At 70.9% G+C, this 21,493-nt stretch carries 14 protein-coding genes; 8 read left to right on the forward strand and 6 right to left on the reverse strand.

Annotated elements, in window-relative coordinates; genetic code table 11:
• Positions 1–138: 138 nt before the first annotated feature.
• Both FRCN3DRAFT_RS0205770 and FRCN3DRAFT_RS0205775 read right to left on the reverse strand, forming a co-directional pair.
• Positions 139–1,098: a polysaccharide lyase gene (locus FRCN3DRAFT_RS0205770; RefSeq protein WP_232793933.1), complete on the reverse strand. Its 960-nt coding sequence runs from the start codon at positions 1,096–1,098 to the stop codon at positions 139–141.
• Between the two features lie 23 nt (positions 1,099–1,121).
• Positions 1,122–2,447, reverse strand: a complete 1,326-nt coding sequence (locus tag FRCN3DRAFT_RS0205775) for a UDP-glucose dehydrogenase family protein (RefSeq protein ID WP_027140295.1) — start codon at positions 2,445–2,447, stop codon at positions 1,122–1,124.
• Between the two features lie 495 nt (positions 2,448–2,942).
• On the opposite strand from FRCN3DRAFT_RS0205775, the gene FRCN3DRAFT_RS0205785 reads away from it, so the two are divergent.
• The 3 genes from FRCN3DRAFT_RS0205785 to FRCN3DRAFT_RS0205795 all read left to right on the forward strand — a co-directional run bounded on the left by FRCN3DRAFT_RS0205785 (position 2,943) and on the right by FRCN3DRAFT_RS0205795 (position 7,484).
• Positions 2,943–4,199, forward strand: coding sequence for a glycosyltransferase family 2 protein (locus tag FRCN3DRAFT_RS0205785; RefSeq protein WP_007516189.1), 1,257 nt, complete (start codon positions 2,943–2,945; stop codon positions 4,197–4,199).
• 41 nt (positions 4,200–4,240) lie between these two features.
• Complete coding sequence (locus FRCN3DRAFT_RS42870; RefSeq protein WP_232793935.1) at positions 4,241–6,256, forward strand: right-handed parallel beta-helix repeat-containing protein; 2,016 nt, start codon at positions 4,241–4,243, stop codon at positions 6,254–6,256.
• A 127-nt stretch (positions 6,257–6,383) separates the two neighbouring features.
• The gene (locus FRCN3DRAFT_RS0205795) at positions 6,384–7,484 is read left to right on the forward strand and encodes a right-handed parallel beta-helix repeat-containing protein (RefSeq protein ID WP_035926502.1); all 1,101 of its coding nucleotides are present in this window, start codon (positions 6,384–6,386) and stop codon (positions 7,482–7,484) included.
• Between the two features lie 121 nt (positions 7,485–7,605).
• Here the strand turns inward: FRCN3DRAFT_RS0205795 and FRCN3DRAFT_RS55930 are convergent, their stop codons facing one another.
• Positions 7,606–9,126 carry a hypothetical protein gene (locus tag FRCN3DRAFT_RS55930; protein WP_007516192.1) on the reverse strand — a complete coding sequence of 507 codons (1,521 nt, stop codon included), beginning with the start codon at positions 9,124–9,126 and terminating at the stop codon, positions 7,606–7,608.
• Between the two features lie 679 nt (positions 9,127–9,805).
• Between FRCN3DRAFT_RS55930 and FRCN3DRAFT_RS0205805 the strand changes: the two genes are divergently transcribed.
• Positions 9,806–10,231, forward strand: a complete 426-nt coding sequence (locus FRCN3DRAFT_RS0205805) for a hypothetical protein (protein WP_131803420.1) — start codon at positions 9,806–9,808, stop codon at positions 10,229–10,231.
• 58 nt (positions 10,232–10,289) lie between these two features.
• On the opposite strand, the gene FRCN3DRAFT_RS0205810 is transcribed toward FRCN3DRAFT_RS0205805, so the two are convergent.
• Positions 10,290–10,673, reverse strand: coding sequence for an STAS domain-containing protein (locus FRCN3DRAFT_RS0205810; RefSeq protein ID WP_007516194.1), 384 nt, complete (start codon positions 10,671–10,673; stop codon positions 10,290–10,292).
• Positions 10,674–10,810: 137 nt separating this feature from the next.
• Positions 10,811–12,514, reverse strand: coding sequence for a glucose-6-phosphate isomerase (pgi, locus tag FRCN3DRAFT_RS0205815; protein ID WP_007516195.1), 1,704 nt, complete (start codon positions 12,512–12,514; stop codon positions 10,811–10,813).
• Between the two features lie 398 nt (positions 12,515–12,912).
• On the opposite strand from pgi, the gene FRCN3DRAFT_RS0205820 reads away from it, so the two are divergent.
• The 4 genes from FRCN3DRAFT_RS0205820 to FRCN3DRAFT_RS54850 all read left to right on the forward strand — a co-directional run bounded on the left by FRCN3DRAFT_RS0205820 (position 12,913) and on the right by FRCN3DRAFT_RS54850 (position 20,481).
• On the forward strand, positions 12,913–15,465 hold the full coding sequence (locus tag FRCN3DRAFT_RS0205820) for a protein kinase domain-containing protein (protein ID WP_106410146.1): 2,553 nt from the start codon (positions 12,913–12,915) through the stop codon (positions 15,463–15,465).
• Positions 15,466–15,655: 190 nt separating this feature from the next.
• The gene (locus FRCN3DRAFT_RS0205825) at positions 15,656–18,157 is read left to right on the forward strand and encodes a serine/threonine-protein kinase (RefSeq protein ID WP_232793936.1); all 2,502 of its coding nucleotides are present in this window, start codon (positions 15,656–15,658) and stop codon (positions 18,155–18,157) included.
• Between the two features lie 211 nt (positions 18,158–18,368).
• Positions 18,369–19,979: an FAD-binding oxidoreductase gene (locus FRCN3DRAFT_RS0205830; protein WP_007516198.1), complete on the forward strand. Its 1,611-nt coding sequence runs from the start codon at positions 18,369–18,371 to the stop codon at positions 19,977–19,979.
• A gap of 343 nt (positions 19,980–20,322) precedes the next feature.
• On the forward strand, positions 20,323–20,481 hold the full coding sequence (locus tag FRCN3DRAFT_RS54850) for a hypothetical protein (protein ID WP_007516199.1): 159 nt from the start codon (positions 20,323–20,325) through the stop codon (positions 20,479–20,481).
• 14 nt (positions 20,482–20,495) lie between these two features.
• Here FRCN3DRAFT_RS54850 and FRCN3DRAFT_RS0205840 read toward each other — a convergent pair whose 3' ends face one another.
• Positions 20,496–21,488 carry a bifunctional lytic transglycosylase/C40 family peptidase gene (locus tag FRCN3DRAFT_RS0205840; protein WP_007516200.1) on the reverse strand — a complete coding sequence of 331 codons (993 nt, stop codon included), beginning with the start codon at positions 21,486–21,488 and terminating at the stop codon, positions 20,496–20,498.
• Positions 21,489–21,493 lie beyond the last annotated feature (5 nt).

A 21,493-nucleotide genomic window follows, 5' to 3' on the forward strand; every position in this document is an offset into this window, starting at 1 on the left:
GAGGTGCGCCTCCGGGCCAGCTCAGTTACGGAACGTTTCAACGTTGCGAACCGGACTGGCCTTTTGCGGGAGGACGACTTCGTGGTCATGCGTGGCTGGGGCTCTTGGCGTCGCCTGGTTCGCGAGCGTGGGCGGTGGCTAACCGTCCTCGGGCTTCGGGAGGGGGTTGAGCCGCTTCACGTCATAGGCGAAGCCGGCCAGGTCGATCGTCTGTGGCGAGGCCGGTTTGAAGGTCGCGCCGCCGTCGCCGAAGGTGGCCGTCACCAGGAAACCGCCGACCCTCAGGTCGTTGGAGATCCTGGGGTTGAACTTCTGGTCCTTGAACACGAGCTGGCCGTCGATCCAGATGAGCATCAGCCCGTCGGCGAAACCCTCGAAATTCAACTTCAGACCCTGCTCGACGCAGACCCACCGCCCTCGTGGCCAGTGCCAGGTGTCCTTGCCCACGGTGTTGGTCGGATGATCGGAGCGGGCCGTGTTCGCATATACGAGGCCGGAGTCACCATCTCTCCACGCGAAACGCGTGGCAAAGCCGCTGCGCATCGTCTCCGTTCGTACCCGGTTCTTCACGATCGTCCCGAAGAAACCCGGCAGACGGCCACCCTTCCCGAAGTCGAAGTTCCGCGGAAATCTCACGTAATAACGCAGGTAGAGCTCGTACGGCGAGCGCAAGGTGTGGTCGACGAACATCTGGACGCCGCCGTAGGTGGCCCCGTCCTGGTAGGCCCGCGTCTCCTCGGGGTTCGTGACGTCGACCGGGATCGACACCCGCAGAAAAGAAGGGAACCGCTTGTCGTCGGACGGCAGCACCTCGGCCAGGTCGAGTCCGAAGCTGGACCGGGTCGTCGGGACCAGCTTCTCGCCGAAGAACTGCCTGGCGACACCCGGGTTGGCGAGGGTGCGGCGAGCACCCGCCGGCGCGGTCGTGGCCGCGGCCGGCGTCAACGTGTCCGGCGGCAACGTCTCGCTCGCCGGATCGACCTGCCCTGTGCCCGAATCGCAGGCGGCAAGCCCACCGCTGAGGCCGGCCGCCGCCAGCCCCAGCGCGCAGGCGGCCGACGAGCGCATCAACGCCCGCCGGCTCATTCCCCCGTTCAACCGTGTTTCCTGTTCGCCGATCCTCACAAGGTCGGCCGACCAAGTGCGTGAAAGGTCCAGCCGGCCTGCCGCCAACGCACCGGGTCGAGGGTGTTACGCCCGTCGATGACGACCGGATTACGAGCGACGGACGCGAGCACAGCGGGGTCGATCTCGCGGAACTCCGCCCACTCGGTCAGGTGCAGCACCACATCGGCGTCCAGCGCCGCATCGAGCGCGTTCAGCTCGTACCGCAGTTCAGGGTGACGGCGTCGGGCGTTCGGGATCGCCGCCGGGTCGCAGACGGTGACCACCGCGCCCGCGTCATACAGCGCCTTGGCGACGTCGAGCGCCGGCGAGTCCCGGATGTCGTCGCTGTTCGGCTTGAAGGCGGCGCCGAAGACAGCCACCCGCTTCCCGGTCACCTCGCCACCGATCACCTCGGTCGCCAGTTCCACGACGCGTGCCCGCCGTCGGAGGTTGATCGCGTCGACCTCGCCGAGGAACGCGACCGAGCGCCCGATGTTCAGCTCCTGCGCCCGCGCTTGGAAGGCACGAATGTCCTTGGGCAGGCAGCCCCCGCCGAAGCCCACACCGGACCCGAGGAATCGGCCGCCGATCCGGGTGTCGTAGGAAAGCGCCTTCGCCAGGACCGTCACATCGCCGTCGGTCGCCTCGCAGACCTCGGCCATCGCGTTGATGAACGAGATCTTCATGGCGAGGAAGGAGTTCGCCGCGACCTTCACCAGCTCGGCGGTGGCGAAATCCGCGACGATCAGGGGAGTGCCGGCGTCGAGCGGCCGGGCATAGATCTCGCGCAGGACGGCCTCCGCCCGGCCGCCGTCATCCGTCGGCACACCGAAGACGAGACGATCGGGGCGCAGGGTGTCCTCGATCGCGAAGCCCTCGCGGAGGAACTCCGGATTCCAGCCGAGGCCCGCCTGGGGCGCCTCGGCCGCCAGCCGGGCGGCGAGCCGGGCGGCCGTCCCCGCGGGCACGGTCGACTTGCCGATCACCAGCGCTCCCGGCCGGAGTCCGGCCGCCAGCAGACCGTCCATCGCGCTGTCGAGGTAGCGCATGTCGGCCGCCGACGAGCCCGCGCGCTGCGGGGTACCCACGCACAGGAAGTGCGCGTCCGCGTCGGCGACGTCCTCGAAGGACGAGCTGAAGGTAAGCCGACCTGACTCGAGATTCTTGCGAAGCAGCTCCTCGAGCCCGGGCTCGAAGAACGGCACGACACCCGAAGCGAGGCTCGCCACCTTGGCCTCGTCGACGTCCAGGCCGACGACCGTGAAGCCGAGCTCACTCATGCACACCGCGTGCGTGGCACCCAGGTAGCCGGTACCCACCACGCTGATCTTCCTCACCAGCGGACCAGAGGCCGCCGGACCATCTCCTCGCGAAACCGCGGTGTCAGAAAGCACGCTCGCACTCCCCCCATATACGTAAGGCGACCGGCCGCCATGAGCAGTCACGTGATGACGCTCAGCATCCGGTCCAACTAGCCATGCGGCCCGGACGGCATGTTGCCAAATGCCGCCGGCCAGCTAGACACCGGCCAGCCCAGGCGACGATTGCGGATACGGGGGCTTGCGGGGATTTAATCGCAGAGACCACTGTGGGACCACAGATTCACAACGGACGGAAAGATATAACGTTCCGTGATCAGAGCAGTCGCCAGGGATATGAAGATCCGCCATCTGACGATCAGCGCGAGCGCGGCGACCATCGGTGCCGACAGGACCACTGCTAGCCTACTGGCGTCCACCGGAGAAATCGATCATTGACTTGCCGGGGACGGAATTCAGGGCCGCTAAGGCGCGTAGCTGCCCGACCACGGGTCGCATCTGGGGGGTCCCGCGACAATGCAATGGCTCAGTACGGCGGTTGATTTCATAACCAGCCACCGAAGTCTCGTACCGATCGGCATCGCCGGCGTCATCTCGTGGGTGGTCTGGCTCACACGACGACTGTTCTCCATGCGTTACCGACCTGTACGGAACAACTTCAGGACGACGACATCTGTCGTCGTTCCGTCCTTCCGCGAGGACCCAGAGGTCCTCGAGCGCTGCCTGAAGACCTGGCTCGCCCAGAACCCGACCGAGATCATCATCGTCCCCGACGTCGAGGACACGGCGCTGATCGAGTTGCTCGACCGCCGCGCGGACCCGAAGGTCCGAGTGATCCCCTTCGTGCATGAGGGCAAGCGCTCCGCGCTCGGCGTCGGGATCTCAGCGGCGACGTCCGAGGTCATCGTGCTGTGCGACTCGGACACGGCGTGGGAGCCCGGCCTGCTGGCGGCCGTGCAGATGCCGTTCGTCGATCCAGAGGTCGGGGGGGTCGGTACCCGGCAGAACGTCTATGAGCCACGCAGCAGCGTGTGGCGGCGGGTCGCCAACTGGCTCGTGGACATCCGATACCTCGACTACGTCCCGGCCCAGGGCCGGGTAGGCGCGGTGGCCTGCCTGTCGGGGCGGACCGCGGCTTACCGCCGCGCGGCCGTCCAGCCCGTCCTGTACAACCTCGAGCACGAGTTCTTCCTCGGGCGCCGTTGCATCGCCGGCGACGACGGTCGGCTCACGTGGCTGGTGCTGGCCTCCGGATACAAGACGGTGCACCAGGAGACAGCCCGGGCCATGTCGATGTTCCCGGACAGCCTTCGGGCGTTCATCAAACAGCGGGTCCGATGGAGTCGTAATTCCTATCGCACCTATCTCACCGCGATCTACAAGGGCTGGTTGTGGCGCCAGCCACTCATCACCCAGGTCGGGGTGCTCCAAATCGTGCTGACACCGGTGACCATGGGTGTCGCGATGACCTACTTCGTGCTGTGGATGTTCCGGCCCGAGGCGAACGCACCCATCATCGCGATCTGCTGGCTCCTCCTCGGCCGAATGATCCGCGGTTTCTCGCATCTCAGGGAGAACCCGCGGGACATATTCATCCTCCCACTTACCGTGTTGATGATCATCGTCGTCGCGCTACCGATCAAGGCGTGGGCCTTCGTGTCCATGAACAAGCAGGGCTGGCTGACCAGACGCGCCGACATGATCGGTGGTGAGGGGCAGACGGACGCCTCCACCAGGACCGTCGCGCCCGGTACGGCCACGGTGGGTGCCTGATGACCGTGCCCCGGCGAAGCCAACCGGCCCATCGCCCGCGGGTGCTGATCGCGAGTCTGCTCGCCGGCGCCGCGGTCACCGCCATCGTCCTGGCCGCTCTGCCCGCGCAGGCCTCCTCCGTACAGCCTCTCCCTCCCATCTCGTCGGCCGACGCGAAGAAACAAGCCACGCTCGTGGATGCCGAGGACATCCGGCTACGGACGATGTTCGAACGTTTCGGTGTGCTCACCCAGCCGGTCCTGGTCGAGACGGCGGGCAGCCTGCCGACCGTGCTGCTCCCGGCGCGGTCGGAGCCCTACACGGCCGCCGATGTGATCGACGCCGGCGGCGGCCGGCGCGAGGTCGATGGAGCGGTGCTGTTCACGGCGAACGTGCTCGTCGGGCCGCAGGCGCGCCTGGTGATCAACTCACAGGCCACCGAACTCCGGCTGGCCAGCGGGCCAACCGGTTTCGCGACCGTCGCCGCCTGGCGCGGCGCGCTGGAGTTCGTCGGCGCGTCGCCGGACCACAAGCTGCCCATCGTCGGTTGGGACGTGCAGAACCTCCGGCCGGACACCACCACGGTCGACGGTCGGTCCTACATCCGGACGATGGGCGGTGAGCTCATCGTCCGCAATGTCGACGCGAGCAACCTGGGCTTCTGGACGGGACGCACCGGCGGCATCGCCTGGACCGGGAGCAAGGGCGAGCCCAGCAGCGGCGGCGCCGCGGACTCCATATTCCGAAACAACATCTACGGTGCCTACATCTCCGGCAGCGAGGGCATCCAGATGATCGGTGTCCGGCTCGAGGACAACGAACGCTCTGGGCTCGGCGTCCACCGGGACGCGACCGGAACACTGATCTCGGGCGTCACGGCGGCACGCAACCACGGCGACGGCATGACCATTGACCGCGCTTCCGGATCGCGGGTCATGCGCAGCACGGTCACCGACAACAGCGGTGACGGCATCACGGTCGACGGCCGTGGCCTCGGGGTGGTGGCGACCGCGACCGGCGTCCAGGTCAACCAGATCAAGGACACCCTGATCGACAGCAACACCGTCAGTGGCAACGGGCGGTACGGGATCCGGGTCGTCGGGGGTGAGAACGCCGTCGTCCGGGCCAACAAGGTCACCGGAAGCCAGGTCGGCATCATCGTCAAGAGCGGCGCCAACGGCACCCAGATCACGGACAACAAGGTGAACGACGCCAGCGAGACGGGGATCCAGGTCGGCCCGGACGCACGGCGCACCGCAATGGTCAACAACACGATGACCGACAGCCAGCGAGGCATCGTCGTCCAGGACGCCACGACGAACATCCTCAGCCGCAACCGGGTAACCGGTGCCACGGACTACGCGATCCTGATCCGTGGCCAGGCCACGGACACAAAGATCCAGAACAACACGCTCGCCGGCCGGGGATGGCGGGCGATCGACATCCGCAAGGCGCTCGGCATCAACACCCGCGAGGTGCACGACAACAGCACCGGAGGGTGGGTGTCGCTGAAGCCCCACCACTGGTACACGCTCATTGAGCAGCACCCGGCGCTCCTCGTCTGGGGAATAGTCGTGCTGCTGCCGATCTTCGGCTGGTGGAGCCGTCGGCGGGCGAGGAAGCGGCCGGCCGCGCATCCCTACCCGGAGTCGGAGCTGCTGCTCAAGCGGTTGACCGGTGGGACCATGCGGCCGCCGGGCCAGCAGGACCTGATCATGGGTCCGCGCGGCCGGCCCGCCGTCGGCGGTCGCGCATCCGACCCCGTGCGGACCGTGCCCCGGTCACGGCAAGCCCGCGAGTACGACGTCCCGGTCGAACAGCGCCCGGTCCGCGGACCGTCGCCCTATCCCCCCGTCGACGCCGAGGCGACGCTGACGGTGATGCGTGTGCAGCGCAGGGGATCGTCCGGCGCCGGCGGTGACACCCGCTCGGAGCAGGCGCCCGCCGCCGTGGACCTGGGCCTGGAGGACGAGTCGACGACGAACTACTTCGTTCCTCGCACGCCAACGCCAACGCCACCGGCGGACCGCGATCAGGCCCCGGGGCACCGACGGCCACCTCGCCGATCCGGACGATGACACCACTTGCCGGCAGGCGGAATCGGCGTGACTGATCAAGACGGGGTGACTATCGGTGAACGCCATGTCGATGCCGCGAGACCGCGCGTCGGCTCGGGTTCGCGGCGGCGGAGCCGTCCGCGTGGCGATGTTGGTCATCGCCGCCACGCTGGCCGCCGCGTCCTGCGGCGGCAGCGGCGACCGGCCCACCGAGCTCGCGTCGGTGCCAGCGGCCTCACCGAACCCGAGCGCGTCGCAGGGCCCGGGTGACGGGAAGGGGCACCCGAGTGGCGGCCCGGTGGGAGCGGGCGGTGCCGCCCCGAGCGCTCCGGCCGGCGGGAAGGTCACCTGCCCAGGTGGGGGCGGCACCACCGTGCACAACGCGGACGAGCTGACGGCGGCACTGGAGTCGGCCCACCCCGGCACCATCATCCGGATGGCCGCCGGCCGTTACGTCGGCGACTTCAGCATCACGGTCTCGGGAACCGAGGCGAGCCCGGTCTGGCTGTGTGGCTCGCCGGACGCCGTCATCGACGGCGAGGACGACGCCAAGTACCTCCTGTACCTGAACAAGGTGTCCTGGGTCCGGGTGGTCGGGTTCAGCCTCAGCGGCGGGCGCAAGGGCGTGGTGGCCGATTCCGTTCATCACTCGATCATCGCGTCGCTCCACGTCAGCAAGATCGGCGACGAGGCCATCCACCTGCGCACCGCCAGCACCGACAACCTGGTGATCGGGAATGTCGTCCGGGACACCGGCAACCGCTCGGAGAAGTTCGGCGAGGGCATCTACGTCGGCAGCGCCACCAGCAACTGGTGCACGTATACGAACTGCGAGCCCGACCGCAGCAACCGCAACTCGGTGATCGGGAACGACATCGCCGGCACCACCTCCGAGAACATCGACATCAAGGAGGGCACCGAGGGCGGGGTCGTCAGCGGCAACCGGCTCAGCGGCTCCGGGATGATCGCGGCCGACTCGTGGATCGACGTCAAGGGCAACGGCTGGCTGGTGGAGAACAACACGGGCTCGGCGGACGGCGGTTCCATCGAGGACGGCATCCAGACCCACGTGGTCGCAAAGGGCTGGGGCCGCGAGAACACCATCCGCGCCAACCGGCTGACGGTGGACGGCGAGGGCTTCGGCGTCTACATCCACGACGGCAAGGCGACCCTGAACATCGTCGGCTGTGACAACAAGGTGACCGGCGCGGCGAAGGGTTTCTCGAACATCACCTGCGCCTCGGGCTGACCGCCGCCGCGCGGACCCAACCTTCCCCACCGATTTGCTGGTCGGCACTCGATGCCCATCCGTACGTTCGGCGCCTCCACCACCGGTAGCAAATCGGCGGGGACCCCGCGGAAGGGTCGGGCTAGAAGTTTCGGTGCTGCTCCTGGAGCCAGTAGAGCTCCTGAGCCCAAACACGCAGGCGCTCGATGCCGGCCAGCTCGCGGGCCAGCGCGCGGGCGACGGCGGGGCGGCGCAGCACGTCCAGCTCGCTGTCACGGAAGGGCCAGCCGGGGCCGTCGTCCTCGCTGGCCCGCCGAAACGCCGCCCGCGCCAGGGCGATCTCGGCCAGGGCGTAGTCGACCTGCTCGCGCACCACCGCATACCGGGCGCTGAGATCCTCCTGGCTGGCCCAGCCTCCCCCGTCGACGGGCGGGGCGGGCACTCGGCGGGTGTCGGTGTGTTCGGCCTCCAGGCCACTCGACAACCCGTCACGGGCCCCGGGAACTCCGGGGACGGACTGGCGCAGGGCGACGGGACCGGTCACGGTCCCCGAGGACGCGCTCTGGACGTCGCCCTCAGCCGTGTTCATCGCCTCGGCCGCCGCGGCGGCGGTCGCGGCCAGCTCCGCCAGCAGGGCCGGCAACGCCGCGGTCGACGGCGCGGTAGACGGCGCCGTCCCGGCCAACGGGGGACTCGCGGCCGGCGGCGTCGGCGGCACGGTCTCGGGCCCGAAGGGCGACAGCGGTCGCTGGACCGGGACGGCGTCCATGACCGCCGGGCCGACCGGCGCGACCGGGTTGACCGGCGCGGCTGGACCCTGGACGACGACCGGGTCGACCGGGTCGACCGGGTCGACCGTCACGAACCGGTCAGCGGGCGCCGCGGGCGCGGGCGGGCGCACGCCCTGGCCCGGCACGACGTCGTCCACGAGCACGTCCCACCCGGCCGGCGACGCCGCCGACGGGTACGACGGGTACGACGGCGCCGGTGGCGCGGGCGGAGGCTGCGGGTACGGCGACGGGGATGGTTCCGGATACGGCGGAAGGGGCGCGTCGAAGTCGATCGCGCCCTCGTCCAGGGCGGTTAGGCCCACCCCGGTGTTTCCGGCCGGCACCGGCACGGACGCCGGCACCACACCGGCCGGCATCGACACCGAGGGCAGCGCCGCGTAGGGGGCCGGCGGGACGGCCATCGACTCGTCCACCGTCACCACGTGGGTGGTCACCGCGTCGAGCGAGGTGACCTCGGGCTGCCACCTGCCCGGCCGGGAGACGGTCGGAAAGGGCCCGTCCAGGTATGGCTCCGCTGTCGGCGACGCGTACCCATACGCGGGCAGGTGCGGCGGCGAGATTGGGGGGCCGACGACCGGTTCCTGGTACTCGGACGGCGACGGCCTCGGCGACGGGTGCGGATCTGGCTGGGGCGGGGGCGCCGACGGCGGCGGCGGAATCGGCCGGCCGAACTCGTCGACCGCGAGCCGCCAGTCGGTCACCGGCCCCGAGCGCCCGGGGGCGGGAGTGCTGCGCTGGCCGGCCGGCGCGGCGGCGTCGACCACCCATGGCGACGGCGGTTCGGCGGCCGGGTAGCTGTCCGAGCCATGCGCACGCTCGTAACGGTCCTCGTACGGACCGTGGCCTTCGTACGAGCCAAACGACGCAGACATGGTAAGGGCAGAGTACGGCGGTCCCGGTGCCGGACGCTCCGCGCCCGCACCCGGGCGCCGCCTGTCGGGCGCCGAGCGCCCTCCCTTCGTGGTTCCGGGTCCCGGCATATGGAGGTGGTCGATCCGGGTCCGAATCAGTGAGGTGGCTGGGTTGGCGCTGCGCTGAGGCGCCGTCACTGGCTGTGGCTGGCTTGTGCCCGCTGCTCACCAGCACCACGTCACGCCCTGGGTAGGGGCCGAGGAGGCGGCTGGGGTCGAACGGGCGATGTGGGGCAGGTCTGGCGAGCCGGTGCATTCTTCGTCAGGTCGGCGGGTCGGCGCGGGTGGGGCGGGCTCGGAGGTTCCGGGCAGCGGCGGCGGCCGGGCTGCCGAGTCGTCCGAGCGGTGAGAACGTGCAGGGGCGGGCGCCTTCTCCGACCGCCGCTTCCTCGGCCGGCTGGGCAGGTCGGGGCGGAGCAGGCGATACCGGTTTGACACCGGCATTTGGGACCACCTCGGTTTTACGGCTACCTCACGCGGTATGCGCGGAGAGGCTAACTCGTCATGGGTGAGGGTGGTACTGCAGAGTGACAAAGTGGCAACGGTGGGTAGCTGATAAATGGGCTACCTCGTCGCGGTCCGCGCCCACCGCGGCAAGGACCACGCGTTCTTTTGGTACCAGGCCTTTCAGGGGGTTCAGGTGGAGGTAACCGCGCCGTCGGCCGTTCTCGTGGTTGGGTTCCCGCTGCTGCTGATGCTCGTCATGCTGCTGATGAACGCTGTCGAACGACGGCTGACCGGCTCGGAGCGGTCCGCCCTGCGCCTGGTACCCACCGGCGGCACCGAGGAGACGGCCACCGGCGACGACGGAGCACTCGCGGCGACAACTGCCGCGCCGATCCCGCCATCCGGACCAACCACACCAACCACACCAACCGCGCCGGCGACCGACAGCACCGAACGGCCCGTCGCGGCCGAGCACCGCCGCACCCTTCGCCTCCTGCCGGTCGACCTCCTGACAGCCGATCTGGTGCCCGCCGACGCGACGCTGGCCTTCACCCACTCGGCGGTCCGCGCGGCCGAGGCCGGCGTCCTGTCCGGGGGGGCCGAGGCGGGTTACCACTGACCCCACTTCTTCCCTTGGACGTCCGACCTTGGACGTCCGCGGACTCCCACGGACCGAACTAGCGCGAGTCGGCGGAGAGGCGCGAGTCGGCGGAGAGGGCCGGCTGCGCCGGGACGACGCGGAGGCGGCCGGTCAGTCCGGTCGCCGCGACCAGTTCCAGGAACGCGGGCGTCGGCGCGCGAACCTCCAGCGTGGCGTGGACGCGCCGCAGTAGCAGATCCGCACGCAACAGCGCGGCGAGCGCCGGAATGTCCACCTGGCGCAGGCCACCGACGTCGACAGTCACCGTGCAGCCGCCGCGGCCGAGCAGATCGCCGACCTGGTCGCGCAGGCAGCGCCGGCCAGGCCCGTCCAGCTCGCCGACGAGCTCGATGAGCACGTCCTCGCCGCCCCGCGCATCGCGGTGCACCGTCATCCGCAAAGCCCCGGCGTCGACCTGCATCTCACCCCCGATCCCATGGCCGCCGGCTCCCCCGCGGCGAGATGGTTACGGAGAGTAACATGAGGCCGGCCGCCGGGCCCTCAGCGCAAAGGCTCGCGGCCAAGGGCCAAGGACCCGGAAGTGCCTGGCGCCCCGCGTCAGCCGGCCACGACGGACACTGGGAAGCCGGCGCGGAAGCGGCGGATCAGGGTGTTCGTCGAGGCATCGTGCGCGAGCTCCGGCTCACCGGAGGCGGCGAGCTCCGGAATGATCCGGCCGGCGAGCACCTTGCCCAGCTCGACGCCCCACTGGTCGAAGCTGTTGATCCCCCAGATCGCGCCCTGGGTGAAGACCTTGTGCTCGTACAGCGCGATGAGCTGTCCGAGGGTGAACGGGGTCAGCTCCCCCGCGAGCAGGGTGTTCGTCGGCCGGTCACCGGTGAAGACCTTGTGGGGCACGAGCTCGGGCGCCACCCCCTCGGCGGCGACCTCGGCGGCGGACTTCCCGAACGCCAGCGCCTCGGTCTGGGCGAAGAAGTTGGCCATCAGCAGCAGGTGCTGGTCAGCTGCTCCCGTCCCGCCGACCTGGGTGTGCGGCGGTGCGACGAACCCGATGAAGTCGGCGGGGATGACCGTCGTCCCCTGGTGCAGCAGCTGGTAGTAGGCATGCTGGCCGTTCGTGCCCGGGGTCCCCCAGACGACCGGCCCGGTGTCCATGGTGACCGGCCGGCCGGCTCGGTCGACCGACTTGCCGTTGCTCTCCATGTCCAACTGCTGCAGGTACGCCGGGAAACGGCTCAGGTACTGGCTGTACGGCAGCACCGCGTGCGTCTGCAGGCCGAAGAAGTCTCGGTACCACAGGCCGATCAGCCCCATCAGGACCGGAAGGTTGCGACCGGGCGGCGTGGTGCGGAAATGTACGTCCATCGCGTGGAACCCGGCGAGCAGCTGGCGGAAGTTCTCGGGCCCGATCGCGACCGCCAGGGAAAGGCCGATCGCCGAGTCCATCGAGTACCGGCCACCCACCCAGTCCCAGAACTCGAACATGTTCGCCGTGTCGATGCCGAACTCGGCGACCTTCTGGGCGTTCGTCGACACCGCGACGAAGTGGTGGGGGACGGCGTCCTCGCCGAGGGCGGCGACCAGCCAGGCCCGGGCCGTCCGCGCGTTGGCGATGGTCTCCAGGGTGGTGAAGGTCTTGGACGAGACGATGAACAGCGTCTCGGCCGGGTCCAGGTCGTGCGTCGCCTCCCAGATGTCGGAGCCGTCCACGTTGGACACGAACCGGCTCGTCAGGGAGCGGTCGGCGAACGTCCGCAGCGCCTCGGTGGCCATCGCCGGGCCGAGGTCGGAGCCGCCGATGCCGATGTTGACGACGTTGCGGATGTGCCGGCCGGTGGCACCCGTCCACGCCCCGGAACGGATCCGGTCGGCGAAGGCGTACATCCGCTCGAGCACCGCGTGCACGCCGGGGACGACGTCGACGCCGTCCACCTCGATCGTCTCGCCTTCGGGGGCACGCAACGCGGCGTGCAGCACGGCGCGACGCTCGGTCGTGTTGATCTTCTCGCCGGCGAACATCGCCTCGACCCGGGCGGGCAGCCCGGCCCGCTCGGCCAGCGCCACCAGCAGCCGGACCGTCTCGGCGGTCAGGAGGTTCTTCGAGAAGTCCAGATACAGGCCGTCGGCCTCCGCCGACAACGTGTCAGCCCTGCCCGGGTCGGCGGCGAACAGCGCGCGCAGGCCGGCACCAGCCAGCTCGGCGTGATGCGCCCGCAATGCCGCCCATTCCGGCGTCTGCGTGATGACGACCGGCTCGCCATCCAGGTGAGAGGGCTCGGAGCTCGGCAGTGAACTCGGCATCGCGCGACCACCCTTCGGTTCCAGACCTGCTCGCTGAGATCTGCTACCGCCAGTCTCCACGCCTCCTCTCCCACCGATTGGCCAGGTGGGGGCTTGATGCCTGTCGGGCGCGTCCGACCTCAAGCAACTAGGCGGCCAGTCCGGACCTCCCAGAGCCGATCGGCGGCCGACGGGCCGCCGCCGGTGTCGGTGAGAAGATGGGTGCACACCGTGTCAGACATCCGACGCCCACCAACTGACCCCCGCCAGGGGCGATCTCGGGGGTACCAGGCCGTAGTATCGCCGGGTACACGACGAAGGGTGTGTTTGCGGCCCGGGCGCGGCCTTCGTGATTTGTACGTCCGCGTGAAGTGGCCGGCGGCGAACGGGACCAGACCTTGCTAATCGATCGTTCTCTGGTGGAGGCGGCGCTTCCCGGCTACCAGGTCGAAGGTGACCTCGGTAAGGGCGGGTACGGCCTCGTGCTTGCCGGCCAGCACCGGCTCATCGGCCGCAAGGTCGCCATCAAGATCCTCCTCGACACCTCCGACGACCCCGAGCTGCGTGCCCGCTTCCTCGCTGAGGCGCGCGTGCTCGCCGAGCTCGACCATCCACACATCGTGCGCGTGCATGACTACGTCGAGCACGAGGGCACGTGCCTGCTGGTGATGGAGCTTCTCTCCGGCGGAACGCTCAAGCAGCGCATCCAGGCCGGGAAGGTCAGCCAGGAGACCATCTGCGCGGTCGGCATCGCGGGCGCTGCCGCGCTCGCCAACGCCCATGCCGCTGGCGTCCTGCACCGGGACATCAAGCCGGACAACATCATGTTCGACGGCGGCGGCCTGCTGAAGGTGACCGACTTCGGCATCGCCAAGATCTTCGACGGCGCCGAGACGACGGCGAGCGCGATCCTCGGCACGCCCCGTTACATGGCACCCGAGCAGATCCTCGGCAGCCGGCTGTTCCCCTCAACCGATCTCTACGCGTTGGCCGGCGTGCTCTACGAGATGTTCGCCGAACGACCGCTTTTCGGGAAGCCGATGGGCGTGCAGCCGCTCACCCATCACCACCTGAACGTGGCACCGGATCCGCTGACCAACGTGGCGATGCCGGTCTCCGCGGTCATCATGCGCACCCTCGCCAAGGACCCGGCGGCCCGCTACGGCGACGCCACCGAGTTCGCCCTGGAGCTGGCACGGGCCAGCGTTCGGGCCTTCGGCCCGAACTGGCTCACCAGGTCCGACGTCAAGATCCGTGTCGACGACGAGGTCCGCGAGGCCGCGCAGGGCACGTCCTCGACCCCGAACCCGCCCTTCCCCGCGCCGCCCGTCGGGCCGCCGCTTCGCCCCGGCATCCCGGCGACGCCGCCCGTGGGACCACGTCCCGGTGGTGGCTACGGCGCCCCGGGGCAGCAGCCGTACGGACCACGCCCCAACCTGCCCGGCGGCCCGGCCTACCCGCCAGGACCCGGGCAGCCGGTCCCCGGCCGGCCCCTGCTCGGCCAGCCGATGCCCCCTCCGGCGCGGCCGTTCCAGCAGCAGCCGACGGGCGGCTCCGGGAACTGGGCGGGGCCACCCACCCCGTCCCCGCGCCCGGTGACCCCCGCGCCCCCGTCGAACACCCCGGGGCCGACGCCCCGGGTCACCTCGCCGACCAACTCCGGCTACCGCCCGCCGCCCGCCACCCCCTGGCCGACGACGAGTCAGCCGCTCCAGCCGCCGCGGCCGGCGCAGCCACTTCCCCAGCAGCCGCGGCCCCAGCCACCGCTGCCAGCGCACCGGGCACGCCAGAACGACAAGAAGGGGCTGTTCGGCCTCTCGGCGCGAGCGACCTGGATCGTCGCGACGCTGCTGTTCGTGCTCATCGCGGGCCTCACGACCGCGATCGTGCTGGCGGCGTCCAGCGGCGGGGGCGGCGAGGACGACGGGTCGCCCGCGGTGTTCCTCGACCGGTCCCACCGGCTGCCCGCGACGGCCGTCGGCTACTCGGGCCAGGCGCTGCGGATCCCGAACCTCGCCCCGTATGACCTGAGCATCGGCGACGACGGCTCGCTGTACGTGTCCAACCTGGACACGCACATCGTGCACAAGATCGCCAAGGATGGGGTCGTCACCCCGATCGCCGGGAACGCGCAGGACGGCTTCTCGGGTGACGGCGGCCCGGCCACGGCGGCGCAGCTGTACGGTCCCGGCCGGGTCGCCTGGGACAAGGCCGGCAACCTCTATATCCCGGACACGCAGAACTACCGCGTCCGCAAGATCGACCCGAGCGGCAAGATCACGACGGTGGTCGGCATCGGCACGGCCGGCTACTCCGGCGACGGCGGCCCGGCCACCCAGGCGCAGATCAACGGCGTCGAGGGCATCGCGGTCACGGCCGACGGCACCCTTTACCTGGCCGACTACGACAACCAGCGGATCCGCAAGGTCACCCCGGACGGGATCATCACCACGATCGCGGGCACCGGCGAGAAGGGCTACTCCGGAACGCCGACCACGGCGACCCAGGCCAAGCTCGACGGCCCGAACAGCATCAGCCTGGCCGACGACGGCACGATCTACTTCGCGAACCTGGGCAGCGACACCGTCCAGAAGATCGACAAGGCCGGCATGCTGACCACCTTCGCCGGCAACGGCAAGACCGGGCGCACCGGCGACGGCGGCCCGGCCACGAGTGCCACGCTGTCGATCCCCGACGTGTTCCTCGGCCACGACGGCACCGTCTACATCTGCGCCTACGGCAGCGAGACGATCCGCAAGGTCACCTCGGACGGGATCATCACCACGATCGCCGGCACCGGCGCCGAGGGCTACACCGGGGACGGCGGCCCGGCCAACGCGGCCCAGCTCTCGGACCCGACCTCGGTGGTCGTCGACGCGGGCGGAGCCATCTACGTCGCCGACAACGGCAACAAGGTGATCCGCCGGATCGACCCGAACGGAACCATCACCACCATCGCCCAACAGAGCTGACCAGCCGCGGCCCGGGGCGCGCGGGGAGATCCCCTCCCGCACGCGCCCGATGGCCGCGGCCGGACCCGCCGTCGCCCCGAACCCCGGTGCCGGTCGACCCGCCACTGCCAGGAGCCTCCGCGGTCCCGGCCACCCGTCGCCCGACCACAGACGCCTGGACATGGGAGCAGCCCCGACGATGCCGACGCCCATGCCTGACCTGATCGCCACCGCGCTGCCCGGCTACGAGATCGGGGCCGAGCTGGGCCGAGGCGGCTTCGGCGCGGTGCTGGCCGCGCGCCACCGGCTGATGGGGCGCGCCGTCGCGATCAAGGTGCTGCTCGACCCCGAGGCTGCCGGCGCCGGCTCCGGCAGCGGCGGCGGGCCAGCCGGCGGCCCGTCCGGGCCCGGTGGCGGCGTGTTCGGCTCGGGTGGGGACGAGTCGTCCGACCTGCGCACCCGGTTCCTCTCCGAGGCCCGGGTGCTCGCCGGCCTGGACCACACGCACATCGTCCGGGTCTACGACTACGTGGAGCACTCGGGACTCTGCCTGCTCGTCATGGAACAGCTCACCGGCGGCAGCCTGCGCCAGCGCATGGCCGCCGGCGGGCTCGACCCGCGGGCGGGCTGCGCGGTCGGCCTCGCGGCGGCGACGGCGCTGGCGGCGGCGCACCAGATCGGCGTGCTGCACCGGGACATCAAGCCCGACAACCTGCTCTTCGACGCGTCCGGCGTGCCGAAGGTGACGGACTTCGGCATCGCCAAGATCGTCGAGACGACCGCGGTGACGACGACCGGCCTGGTCGGCACTCCGCGCTACATGGCCCCCGAGCAGATCGAGGGCAGCAGGCTCGGCCCGGGCACCGACATCTACGCCCTCGGCATCGTGCTCTACGAGCTGCTCGCCGGCCGGCCGATCTTCCCGCGCGGGCTCACGGTGCCCGCGCTGCTGCACCATCACCTGTCCGTCCCGCCCCAGCCGCTGCCGGAGGTCCCGGCGCCGCTGGCCGCGGTGGTGCTCGCCGCGCTGGCCAAGCACCCGGCCGAGCGGCCGGCGAGCGCGCACGAGCTGGCCCTGCATCTGGCCGCCGCCGCGACCGCCGTGTTCGGCCCCGGGTGGCTCACCACGACCGGGGTGCCGGTCCGGCTGCCTGACGACGTGCTCACCGCCGCCGGCCACCGCCTCGGCGACACGCTGCCGGCCCCCTTCACCCCCTCCGGCGCCTGGACGACGCCCGCGCACCACCTGGCCCAGCCGACCATCATCACGCCGCCTGGCTCGACCCCGCTGGGCACGCCGCCGCCCACCCCGACGACGCCGGCGCAGCCTGGCCAGCCACTGCCCGCTGGTCAGGCCGGGCCGGCCGGGTGGCAGCCCTACGCGGCGAACGGCACCCCGCCACCCGGCTTCGGCGGTCCGGCGGGCTTCCCGCCGCATCCAGAACCGGCCTCCCCCTCGCTGGCGCCCACTCGTCGTCGTCGGCGCGCCCGCCCCAGCGCGCGCCGCCGGACGGCATTCATCGCCATGGGGGTGGGCGTCGTCTGCGTCGCGGCGCTCGTCGTGGGCCTGGTCCTGGCCACCCGCGGCGGCCCCGGCGGCGCGAAGGCCGGATACGCCGGCGAGCAGCGCGTTCTGACCGGTGGCGGCTACCTCGGGGCAATCGGCCTGGCCGAGAACGGCTCTGTCTTCGTCGCCGCCTCCGGCGCGTCCGACGGCACCGCGGCGGTGTACCAGCTCGACCCGGACGGCAACCTGCGCAAGATCGCTGGCGTCGGCCCGGCGGCGCCGCGGCCGTCGGGTACGCCCGCGACGGAGACGAGCAGCCCGTCCCCCACGCCCAGCCCCGCCCCGATTCCCGCCAGCGGGATCTCCGCGCTGTCGCTCGTCCTGCAGGATCCGCGGGCGGTGGCGGTCGCGCCGGACGGCGTCGTCTACATCGCCGACTACGGCGCCAGCCAGGTCTACCGGGTCACGCCCGGCGGCCAGGCGTTCGTGTTCGCCGGCGTCAGCGCCGACGAGGACGGTTTCACGGTGGACTCGGGCCTGGCGACCAAGGCCGCGCTCTACGGGCCCACGGCGCTGGCGATCGGCCCGGACGGCTCGGTCTACCTCGCCGAGGGAAACCGGATTCGGAAGGTCACCAAGGATGGTCTGATCTCGACGGTCGCCGGCGCGGCCAGCCGCTCCGGCGCCGGCAACCGCGAGGGCGACGGCGGACCGGCGACGAAGGCGACGTTGCCCTCGCCGAACGGGCTCGTCGTCGCCGACGACGGAACGATCTACGTCTCCGACGACAGCCTGGAGACCGTCCGAAAGATCACCCCGGCGGGCGTCATCAGCACGGTCGCCGGCATCGCCGGCACGAGCGGCGACACGGGCGACGGCGGCCCGGCGGCGAAGGCGCTGCTCTACGACCCGAGCGGCCTCGCCCTCGGCGGCGACGGCTCGCTCTACATCGCCGACCAGTCCAACGGCAGGATCCGCAGAGTTGGTGTGGACGGCGTCATCACGACGTACGCGGGCGTGGGCTCGTCCGGTTCCGGCGGCCTGGACGGAACACTGGCGACCCAGGCCGACCTGGGCAGCGTGGGCTCGATCATCGTCGACCCGTCCGGCGCGGTCTATGCCTCGCTGTACTACGAGTCCACCCTCGTCCGGATCGACTCGACGGACCACATCGTCCGGGCACTCGTGGTCCCGCCCGCGACGTAGCACCCGGCACACCGCCCGCCAGGCACGGTCGGCTGACCACCGTGCATGAGCTGGAGACCCGCCAGGCCACGGGTCGGACATTCGTCGCGCATGGCCCGCCGCTCGTCACGCGCGATCGACCTCCTGTCACTCGTGGGCCTCAAGCCATTGCGCGCCGTCAAGCCGGGCGAACGACCTGTGGCCTGGGGGTATGCACAGTTAAGGTCCGGACATGGAGGCCGTACCGGACAGGCGCGCCGTGCTGCGCGCGGGGCTCACGGTGCTCGGGGGCGCGGCCGTCGGCGGCGGAGGCCTGCTTGCCGGCTGCTCGTCGGACGGCTCGCCCACGCCGACGCCCAGCCCGAGCGCGACGGCGAGCCCGCCAGGGCCGTCGCCGTCTCTCGATCCGGCGCAGAGCTGGGACACGCTGGCGGCGAAGCTGACCGGTGAGCTGGTGCGACCCGGCGACGGCGAGTACGACGCCGCGCGGGCCCTGTTCGACCCGGCCTTCGACACCGTCCGCCCGCAGGGCATCGCCTACGCGGCGAACCAGGACGACGTCGCCAGCGCGGTCCGGTTCGCTAGGGCTACCGGGGTGGGCCTGGCTGCCCGCTGCGGGGGGCACAGCTACGGCGGCTACTCGACGAGCGAGGGACTGGTCGTCGACGTCACCCGGCTGAACCAGGTGAGCGTCGACGACCACGGCATCGCGACGGTCGGCGCCGGCACTCGGCTGATCAAGGTCTATACCGGTCTGGCGGGCGTCGGGCGGGCGATCCCCGGCGGATCATGCCCGACGGTCGGCATCTCCGGGCTCGCCCTTGGCGGCGGGGTCGGGGTACTCAGCCGGCTGTATGGCCTGACCTGCGACAACATGACGGGCGCCGACGTCGTACTCGCCTCCGGCGAGACCGCGCGGGTCGACGAGGACCACGACGCCGACCTGTTCTGGGCATTGCGCGGGGCCGGAGGCGGCAACCTCGGAATCGTCACCGCGTTCCGGTTCGCCACCCACCCCGCCCGCTCGCTGACCCTGTTCTCGCTGCGCTGGCCGTGGGGGGCGGCGCAGGAGGTACTCGCCGCGTGGCAGGACTGGGTCACCGGGAAGCTCGGCGCGATGCCGGACGAACTGTGGTCGACGCTGGTCGCGGGCTCGGCGCCCGGCGGATCCGCGCCGACGATGCGGATCAGCGGGGTGTTCGCGGGCGCGCGGGCGGGACTGGCCGGGCCGCTCGCCGATCTGCGGGCGGCGGTGCGCTCGGCCGCGCCCACGGGCACATCGATCACCGAACACGATTTCCTGGCCGCGATGCGCGTCGAGGGCGGCTGTTCGGCGAGCGGCGGCGAATGCGGCAGCACCGCCGGGATCAGGGCCGGTGCGCGCCGGCCCGGCCAGCGGGCGGCATCGTCGATCCTGCGCGACCCGCTCGCCGCCGCGGGGAACGAGGTGCTCGTCCGGATGATCGAGGAACGCCAACACGACCCGCTGGCCACCGCCAGCGGCGGGATCATCCTGGACGCCTGGGGCGGCGCGATCGGGCGAGTCGGCCCGGCGGAGACGGCCTTCGTCCACCGGGACGCGATCGCCAGCATCCAGTACTTCGGCGGCTACCCGGCCGGCGCCTCGGCCGAAGTGCTCGACGCGAACAGCCGCTGGCTGCGCGACACCGTCGCCGCGGCCGCTCCCCACGTCTCCGGTCAGGCCTACCAGAACTACATCGACCCCGAACTCACCGACTGGGCACAGGCCTACTACGGCGCGAACCTCCCCCGCCTGCGCACCGTCAAGACCCACTACGACCCTGACAACCTCTTCCGCTTCGCCCAAAGCATTCCTGTTTGAGCCAATGTCACAGAGGCACCTCGAGCAGGGAGTCGACGTCAACCGGCTCGAGGTGCCGAGGCCAGTAGAACGCGGAACGACTCCAGATCGCTACTGTCAGCTTCCTGTCCGTTCCTAGTCAGCCCTTGTCCGGATTACAGACAGGTCGCCAGGACACACACATTCTGTGGTCTGCCGTGTTCCCAGTGCGGCGGGTCGGCTTGCGATAAACACTCTCCGTGAGTAGAAAATCGAATCTGGTGATGCGGTAAGCGCGCCGGCGAGACGGTGGCCGCCGCGTCGCCAGTCCTCGACACCGCACGATCGCTCGCCGATCGGCGCCCGGATCACAGTGAGGTCTGGCGTGAAGAAGCTTCTGTATCCATGGGGATTCTGGATCTTCGTGGCCTTCTACATAGCCACGGCCCCCAGCGACGCCGCCAGCTTCGTCCACACCGCTTTCGGCTGGCTCGGGCAACTCGGCGACGGAATGTCGAACTTCGTCAGCGACGTCGCCGTCTAGCGGCGAGCGCGCGATCAGGCCCCGGCAGCCAAGGGGCGGGTGACCGCGACGACGTCCGTCCAGCTGGAGATGTCCGAGACGACCACGCCCCAGCGGGCACCCTTGGCCGCGATCATCTGGCCGTTGCCGACGTACATCCCAACGTGCCCGGGCGCGGCCACCGTGCCGTCCGAGCCGGGGATGAACAGCAGGTCACCCGGCTGCAGGTCCACGCCGGAGACGACCGGTCCGGCGGCGAGCTGATCGGTGGTCACCCGCGGCAGCTCGATGCCGACCGTCCGGTAGGCGGCTCGCACCAGCGACGAGCAGTCCCAGGCGCCCGGCCCCTCCGCTCCCCACACGTAGGGCTTGCCCACCTGGGACCTCATGAAATCGAGTACCGGTGCCACGGCGCCCGCCGGCACCGCGGCGCCAGGCACGAGCGCGTCACCGTACTCGCGTGCCTTCGCCAGGATCGTCCGCACGTAGTTGCGCGTCTCCGGGAACGGCGGGATGCCGGAGAAGGCGAGCACCGCGCCGGGCCCGGCGTTGTAGGCCGCGAGCATCTTCTCCTGCCCGGGCCCCGGGATCCGGGCCACCGACGCCGCGACGGCACAGTCGTAGCGGGCCGCGGCGGGAATCGCGTCCGCCGGGTTCCACACGTCTCCGCCGCCGCCGTGCGTCGCCCAGGTGCCCGGCATGAACTGGGCGATGCCCATCGCGCCCACCGGCGACGTCGCGCTCGGATTGAAGCCGGACTCCTGGAAGAGCTGCGCCGCCAGCAGCGCCGGGGTGACCTCGGCGCACCCGGCGTCGTTCGCCGCCGAGATAATCAGCCCGAGGTACTCCTCCGGTATCCCCTTGGAGTTGGTAATCGTTCGGGGGCCATTGTCCTGGTCGCTGAAAAAGGGACCGGTTATGAGCAGGACGACAAGGCAGATGAACAGCATGATCCCGCCGATCGAGACCATGCCGCCGACGCCGAGCCAGAGCAGCCACGCGCGCGGGCCGCGCGGTCCCCGAGCCATCCCCG

Source organism: Pseudofrankia saprophytica, from assembly GCF_000235425.2.
Lineage (GTDB): Bacteria > Actinomycetota > Actinomycetes > Frankiales > Frankiaceae > Pseudofrankia > Pseudofrankia saprophytica.

Coding starts and splice junctions, on each gene's coding strand:
- FRCN3DRAFT_RS0205785 (WP_007516189.1), top strand. CDS start 2,943: ATGCAATGGCTCAGTACGGCGGTTGATTTCATAACCAGCCACCGAAGT.
- FRCN3DRAFT_RS0205795 (WP_035926502.1), top strand. CDS start 6,384: ATGTTGGTCATCGCCGCCACGCTGGCCGCCGCGTCCTGCGGCGGCAGC.
- FRCN3DRAFT_RS55930 (WP_007516192.1), bottom strand. CDS start 9,126: ATGTCTGCGTCGTTTGGCTCGTACGAAGGCCACGGTCCGTACGAGGAC.
- FRCN3DRAFT_RS0205810 (WP_007516194.1), bottom strand. CDS start 10,673: ATGCAGGTCGACGCCGGGGCTTTGCGGATGACGGTGCACCGCGATGCG.
- pgi (WP_007516195.1), bottom strand. CDS start 12,514: ATGCCGAGTTCACTGCCGAGCTCCGAGCCCTCTCACCTGGATGGCGAG.
- FRCN3DRAFT_RS0205825 (WP_232793936.1), top strand. CDS start 15,656: ATGCCTGACCTGATCGCCACCGCGCTGCCCGGCTACGAGATCGGGGCC.
- FRCN3DRAFT_RS0205830 (WP_007516198.1), top strand. CDS start 18,369: ATGGAGGCCGTACCGGACAGGCGCGCCGTGCTGCGCGCGGGGCTCACG.
- FRCN3DRAFT_RS0205840 (WP_007516200.1), bottom strand. CDS start 21,488: ATGGCTCGGGGACCGCGCGGCCCGCGCGCGTGGCTGCTCTGGCTCGGC.